This window comes from Plebeiibacterium marinum (assembly GCF_026013615.1).
GTDB classification, from domain to species: Bacteria; Bacteroidota; Bacteroidia; order Bacteroidales; family Marinilabiliaceae; genus Saccharicrinis; species Saccharicrinis marinus_A.
Map to the genome: position 1 here is coordinate 292,725 of NZ_JAPDPI010000001.1, position 7,168 is coordinate 299,892.

The following is a 7,168-nucleotide window of genomic DNA, read 5'->3' on the forward strand; positions in this document are numbered from 1 at the left end:
CTAATAATCAACAGACTGTAACACATGTTACAAAATATCAGTTTATATTCAATCTAAAAAAGACAACTTATATAGTGTTGGCAAGAAAAGTCCAATCTCTTCCCTCCTCACAGCCTCTGACTCTCCCAAATAAAAGTTCGGAACAATCTCTAAAGGGAGAACCATCAACCCGTATAGAGCGAGGGATTTCCCCTTTAGGGGCCAGGGGTGTGCGATTGGATTTTTAATTGTTTTACGAGCTTTCTTACTGATACTATATATCTGTTTCATTTTCCTCAGGGCTTTCACTTACATCAATATAAAACCGAAACGTGGCACCTTGCCCAAGTACAGATTCTACCGTAATCTCCCCCCCTAACATTTCAACCAGATTTTTGGTAATTGTGAGTCCCAGGCCATTGCCCAAAATGGGTTTATTAATGCTGTTGTAAACCCTGGTAAAACGGTTAAAAATGACATTATGCTGTTCTTTAGAAATCCCGATACCATTATCAACAACCTCAAAATGACAAAAATGATCTTTTAAACAATGCCTTATTTTCACTACCCCCTCAAACGAGAATTTAATAGCATTACTAACCAGATTCAACAGAATTTGTTTTAACCTAAGGTCGTCTGTAAACACTTTTACATCCCCTTTATCAGTACATTGATCAACCTCCAGCACAAGGTTGTGCTTTTCAAATTGCATAATCAAACTATCTCCCAAAGCCTTTATTTCGCTCAATACCGTATTGATGCTGCACATTCTTTTGCGAATCACCAATTGATTTGCTTCAATTTTTGAAAAGTCGAGTAAATCATTTATCAAATTTAAAAGAGATAAAGAATTGGAATGAATTAAGCGGGCATACATCTCTACATCACCTTCATCACACATATGATTGGCCAGCAATTCGCTAAAACCTACTATTGCATTCATAGGTGTACGAATTTCATGGCTCATATTTGCCAGGAAAGCAGACTTTAGCCTATCTGATTCCATAGCTTTATCCCTTGCTTTACGTAATTCTATTTCAATGGCATGACGCTCGTTAATTTCTTCAATAAGCTTGGTATTTATATCCGACAGCTCCATTGTCCTTTGCTCAACTTTGGTTTCAAGGCTTTGGTTCAACTGCTCAATCTTCCTTATATATATTATTTTATCAATTTTGTCGAGGATAATCCTGATGGCCTGTTGTATAATCAGAATTGACTCTTTAATATTCTGATCTGGACTGTTGCTTACAAAAATAAAAACACCCCTTTTCACCCATGCGCTTTCAAAAGGGATAATCAATACCATGGCATTTTCAAACACCTTCAATGGTAATTTCTCCAGAAACTCGCCTTTACAGTCTTTGGCAGCTTTACAATACACATGATAATCAATAAGCTCTCTTTCAACATCTTCACACAGGGTAATATCTAACTGATGAACCTTGGATATTTCACCCTCAAAATATCCCGACACTATTCGATAGCTCACCTGAGTTTTAGCATAGCACGAACAGAATGAAATATTGCGCAATATCGAGATTTTCTCCAGCAGCTCTTCCAAAATAACAGTTTCATCATCTATGGTAGCCACGGTTTCACTAAGCAAGCTTAAAAGCAATATCTCTTCTGCCCTGTTGGCAAGAAAATTATTCTCTTGCTCCAGGTATTCAACCTGCTCAAGTAGCTGTTTATACTGCTTAATATCTACATTACTATTTTTCATTCAGCTCCAGAAAGTTTTTTACTTCTTTAATGATTACCCCCGGTTCATCCTCCTGCGCATAATGTCCGGCAGTTTCAATTCTTATACCTGTACAGTTTTTTAAATTCTTAACCAACTCGTGGGTTATAGCTGCTCCCAGGTAAACATCCTTAACTCCCCTAATAATCAGAATAGGGGTATCCAGGTTATGAAGCTCATCTACTATTGACATTAAATCATTATTATTTAAACACTTTGCAAAGTGCAAAAATGATTTCCTGGATGGTTTAGAATTAATTCCCGACCTGAATAGCTCAACCAGTTCTTCAGTAAATGCACCCGGGTGGTACAATCCTCTTTTAACTATCAGCTTAAGCGTCCATAAATCTAAAGTTGCTGCAGCAAACTGCCTGAATATCGGGGTTCGCATTGAAATAATGGGCTGTACCGGCCAAAAATTGTAAGCAACTGTATTAATCAATGTCGCTGATTTAATCCTATCAGGATGCATCACACTCATAATCTGCGCAATGCCCCCTCCAACATCATGACTCACCAGGTGAAACTTATCAATATTAAGTTTTGCCATAAACTGATGCAAATAGCTTGCATGGCTTGACAAACTATACGATATATCCACCCTCAAATCAGACCTTCCACACCCAAATAAATCAACAACAATTACTCGGTAAAGATCAACAAAGGAAGGCACAATCTTCCTCCAAATAAATGAATAAGTAGAAATCCCATGTACAAACAAAACCGGGGTTCCTGTACCTGCTTCATAATAATTTAACTCATGATCCTGAATCATTAGTGATTTTTGTACCAGACCTTCCATAGCTTCAATTATTAAATAAAACTCTTATCAATTTAATAAAAAAAGCTTAACGAGTAAAGATGAGGGTAGTAGATAGGTGATAGGTGATAGCTCATAGCTGATAGCCAGTAGCTCATAGCTGATGGCCTATAGCTGACAGGACGGCTACACCTTTAGGACACCTCGCTTTAGTTTGATTGCTTTTGCACGAACTACGCAGTATTTCTACCACACGCAAACGAACTTAATAAGTAAGTGGCAGGTATCACTGAGCCATATATTAAAAATTCACTTTATAATTAAGCTGAGTTTTATTCAACTAATTAACTGTTTTATTGAAGGAACCTTGAAGAAAAGCCGTGTCAGTCCCGCTCCAATCTGCCATTTGTCCCCTAAATAATTTTTGTTTTTAAAGGGAACTTTATAAGGGCGTGTTAAAACTCTTTTGACTATGAGTTATTACTTAGTCTCTGCAAGAAAACTCCTGTTTTATAGTAAAACCCACCGCTAACCCCTCGTCCCCTGAAGGGGAAGCCTCTCGCACTGTGCGGGTTGAGACTCTCCCTTTCCCTTTAGAGCCTGTCCCGAACTTGTATTCGGGAGAGTCAGAGGGTATGGGTTGGAATATAATCGAGTTTTCTTGCAAATATTACTTACAAATTGAAAACAGACACCATATCTATTATAAAAAGGAATGCTATAAAAATCCTAATCAAAGGTTTGGTTTGAATTAGATGAAATACTGATCATCTCTTCATATTCTTCTGCAGTTAAGTCATTAAAATAATAATGGGAAGGGTTCACTTTTTTATCTTTTACGTGTACTTCATAATGAAGATGCGGAGCTGTAGAAGTTCCGGTATTTCCAACAAAACCAATAACATCTCCCCTCTTCACTTTCTGCCCTTTTTTTACATTAAAGGCATCCATGTGGGCATAAAGGGTTTTAAAACCAAAACCATGGTCAATTTCAATCCGGTTACCATAACCTGTTTTTTCACGGGTGATCTTACTCACTTTTCCATCCCCTGTAGCATAAATATCGGTACCTGTAGGAGCCGTAAAATCCATTCCTGAGTGAAACTTTCTTGTTTTATAAATAGGATGGATTCTATATCCCCAACCACTTGCTGTTCTTTTTAAATCCTTATTGGATATAGGCATTATGGCTGGTGTACATTTCAATAAATCTTCATTCCTTTTTGCCAATTCCACAATTTCATCAAATGATTTAGACTGAACATAAGCCTGCTTCATAATTACATCCAGCTTTTTAGCTGTTGAAATCACCAACTCTGAGTTATCCAGATCCTCAAGGGGTGCATACCTGTTAACCCCGCCAAAACCAGCTTTTCTAATAGAGTTAGGAATAGAATCTGCCTGAAATATCACGCGATAAATATTCTCGTCTCGCCGTTGGATATCATCCAGTACTTTAACCGTTTCATCCAGGCGCTTGCCTAATATTTCATACTGTGTTGTTAGTCGGGCATTCTCCCTGATCAGTCTTTTTTCTTTTGGACTGTCGATAAGGTAGGTATAAGCGAAAAAATATACCAACCCTAACAAACCACTAAAAACAAAATGAATAAAAAATCGAGAAACATAATACTTAAAACCTGTTTCTATTTTATCATAACTTAATGTATCGGGATTGTATCTGAACTTAACTTTTGACATGCAGAAAATAAGTTTTAATTCTTGAAAAGGATTTTTACCTCTAATACGCTGCAAAATTAGTTAAATAATCTACCTTTGCAACTTCCAAAGTTAGTGTATATTCGCAAAATAAAAACGATAATAATATAATAAATATGAATGCTTCTGAGATAAGAAAAAGCTTTTGTGAGTTTTTTGAGTCAAAACAGCACCAAATTGTATCCTCTGCCCCTATGGTGGTAAAAAACGACCCAACCTTAATGTTTACGAACGCAGGAATGAACCAGTTCAAGGACATTTTTCTGGGCAACCGTAAACCATCTTCTCCAAGAGTGGCCAACTCCCAAAAATGTTTGAGGGTTTCGGGAAAACACAACGACCTTGAAGAAGTGGGACATGACACATACCACCATACCATGTTTGAGATGTTGGGTAACTGGTCGTTTGGCGATTATTTCAAAGAAGAAGCAATCAGCTGGGCATGGGAATTTCTTACTGATGTATTAAAATTAGATAAGTCGAGATTATATGCTTCTGTTTTTGAGGGCGACAAAGAAATGGAGCTTGAAAAAGATATGGAGGCGTTTAACTTTTGGAAGAAATACTTGCCCGAAGATAAAATCATCAATGGAAACAGGAAGGACAACTTCTGGGAAATGGGAGACATGGGACCATGTGGGCCTTGTTCTGAAATCCACATTGATTTAAGGGCTGAAGACGAGATTGCAAAAAAAGGCGGTGCCGAACTGGTAAACAAAGACCATCCTGAAGTAATTGAAATCTGGAACCTCGTATTTATTCAATACAACCGTAAAGCAAACGGAGATTTAGAATTCCTGCCACAAAAACACGTTGATACAGGAATGGGATTTGAACGTTTGTGCATGGCTATGCAAGGTAAAAAATCGAACTACGACACCGATGTTTTTACCCCAATTATTGATGAAATTGCAAAAGTAACAGAAAAAAAATATGGCGAAAGTGATGAAGTAAACATTGCCATGCGGGTAATCGCCGATCACGTTCGTACTATTGCCTTTTCTATTACAGACGGGCAGTTACCTTCGAACAACAAAGCAGGTTATGTTATCAGAAGGATTTTGCGCAGGGCAGTACGTTATGGCTATACTTTTCTTGATCAGAGAAATGCCTTTATGTACAAACTATTGCCTGCCTTAATAAAATCAATGGGCGATCAATACCCTGAACTTATCGATCAAAAAGAACTGATTACCAAAGTAATCAAAGAAGAAGAAGACTCTTTCCTTCGCACTTTGGCAACCGGGATTTCGATGCTTGATAAGATCGTTAAAAAAACAAAGGAAGGCAACTATAAAGTTGTTGAAGGGAAAATTGCTTTTGAGCTTTACGATACCTACGGATTCCCTCTTGATTTAACGGAGCTGATCCTAAAAGAAAACGACCTTGTGGTAAACCGCAAGGAGTTTGAAACTGAAATGGAAGCCCAAAAGCAAAGAGCCAGAAGTGCTACTGCCATTGAAACTGACGACTGGGTTACTCTTATGCAGGATGATGTGGAAGAATTTATTGGATACGATTACCTGGAAAGCGATATTACCATAACCAAGTACCGTAAAATAACTGCCAAGAACAAAACATTATTTCAATTAGTGTTTAACATCACTCCTTTTTATGCAGAGAGTGGTGGACAGGTTGGCGATAGCGGTTATATCGATAATGGTTCTGAAAAGATAGAGATTATTGATACCAAAAAGGAGAATAACCTGATTGTGCACCTGGCTAAAAAGTTACCTGCTAATATCAAAGGTGAGTTTAAAGCATACGTAAATGGCAAAAACCGTCAAAATACTGCCAACAACCATACGGCAACCCACTTATTGCACCAGGCACTTCGCGAAGTTTTGGGCACTCATGTGGAACAAAAAGGATCTTTAGTACATCCGGAATACCTTCGTTTTGACTTTGCCCATTTCCAAAAAATGACACGCGAAGAAATGGAACAGGTTGAAAAACTGGTAAACCAAAGGATACGATCAAACTTTGCATTAGAAGAGATGCGTGAAATACCAGTTGCCAAGGCTCACGACTTAGGAGCCATGATGTTGTTTGGCGAAAAATATGGCGATTTAGTCAGGGCTATCAAATTTGGTGAATCCATTGAACTTTGTGGTGGAACACACGTGCAGCACACCGGAGAACTAGGTTTCTTTAAAATCATTAGCGAAGGCTCTATATCTGCAGGTATCAGAAGGATTGAAGCCATTACCGGAGAAAAAGCTGAAGAGATGATTATGACTCAGCACAACCTACTTTTAGGTATTCAGGATATGTTTAAATCATCAGGCGACCTTCAAAAAAATATTGAATCGTTGATGAACGACAATAGTAAACTAGGCAAAGAGCTGGATGCTATGAAACAGAATTTTATCAACATCGAAAAGCGAGACATCCTGGATAGTGCTGAAGAAATAAACGGAATTAAGGTAATAGCTACAATCGTAAACCCTATGCTTGGCGACAAACTAAAAGACCTAGCGTTCCAGATTAAAAATGAGATGGACGAGTTTGTTGCTGTATTGGGTGCTGATGTTAACGGCAAACCACAACTTAGTGTTATTACCTCTGATGATTTGGCTAAATCGGGCAAGATTAATGCCGTTGAAGTAATTAGGGACTGTGCCAAAGAAATACAGGGCGGCGGTGGAGGACAGCCTTTCTTTGCCACTGCGGGGGGTAAAAATGCCGCAGGACTGGATAGTGCGATACAAAGAGCCAAAGCTTTTGTTGGCGATAAATTAGCGTAAATAATTTATTACAAGATATAAGAGCCTGCAGCATTTTTTTGCTGCAGGCTTTTTTATTTAAAAATATCCAACAAAATAGGCTTTAAGCCACTAAAGAAAAACTCAACGGCGATTACCATCACTATTCTTGACTTCCGCACTTTTTCGGGTCACCCTCTGTATCCCTTGCTATTACTGAGTTTCTTTTTTAACTTGGGTGACCCAAATGTATTTCAATGT

At 38.1% G+C, this 7,168-nt stretch carries 4 protein-coding genes; 1 reads left to right on the plus strand and 3 read right to left on the minus strand.

Annotation, left to right across the window (positions count from 1 at the left end; genetic code table 11):
• Positions 1-253: 253 nt before the first annotated feature.
• The 3 genes from OM074_RS01210 to OM074_RS01220 all read right to left on the minus strand — a co-directional run bounded on the left by OM074_RS01210 (position 254) and on the right by OM074_RS01220 (position 4,184).
• Complete coding sequence (locus OM074_RS01210; RefSeq protein WP_301197442.1) at positions 254-1,705, minus strand: sensor histidine kinase; 1,452 nt, start codon at positions 1,703-1,705, stop codon at positions 254-256.
• A complete protein-coding gene (locus OM074_RS01215; protein WP_301197443.1) occupies positions 1,695-2,525 on the minus strand; it encodes an alpha/beta fold hydrolase in 831 nt (276 codons plus the stop codon). Before OM074_RS01215 ends, OM074_RS01210 begins: the two co-directional genes overlap by 11 nt.
• A gap of 687 nt (positions 2,526-3,212) precedes the next feature.
• On the minus strand, positions 3,213-4,184 hold the full coding sequence (locus OM074_RS01220; RefSeq protein ID WP_301197444.1) for a M23 family metallopeptidase: 972 nt from the start codon (positions 4,182-4,184) through the stop codon (positions 3,213-3,215).
• A gap of 134 nt (positions 4,185-4,318) precedes the next feature.
• Between OM074_RS01220 and alaS the strand changes: the two genes are divergently transcribed.
• The gene (gene alaS / locus OM074_RS01225) at positions 4,319-6,949 is read left to right on the plus strand and encodes an alanine--tRNA ligase (RefSeq protein ID WP_301197445.1); all 2,631 of its coding nucleotides are present in this window, start codon (positions 4,319-4,321) and stop codon (positions 6,947-6,949) included.
• Positions 6,950-7,168: the final 219 nt, after the last annotated feature.

Excerpts from the sequence above, each read along its gene's own strand:
- alaS (WP_301197445.1), top strand. The coding sequence starts at position 4,319 with ATGAATGCTTCTGAGATAAGAAAAAGCTTTTGTGAGTTTTTTGAGTCA.
- OM074_RS01215 (WP_301197443.1), bottom strand. The coding sequence starts at position 2,525 with ATGGAAGGTCTGGTACAAAAATCACTAATGATTCAGGATCATGAGTTA.
- OM074_RS01220 (WP_301197444.1), bottom strand. The coding sequence starts at position 4,184 with ATGTCAAAAGTTAAGTTCAGATACAATCCCGATACATTAAGTTATGAT.
- OM074_RS01210 (WP_301197442.1), bottom strand. The coding sequence starts at position 1,705 with ATGAAAAATAGTAATGTAGATATTAAGCAGTATAAACAGCTACTTGAG.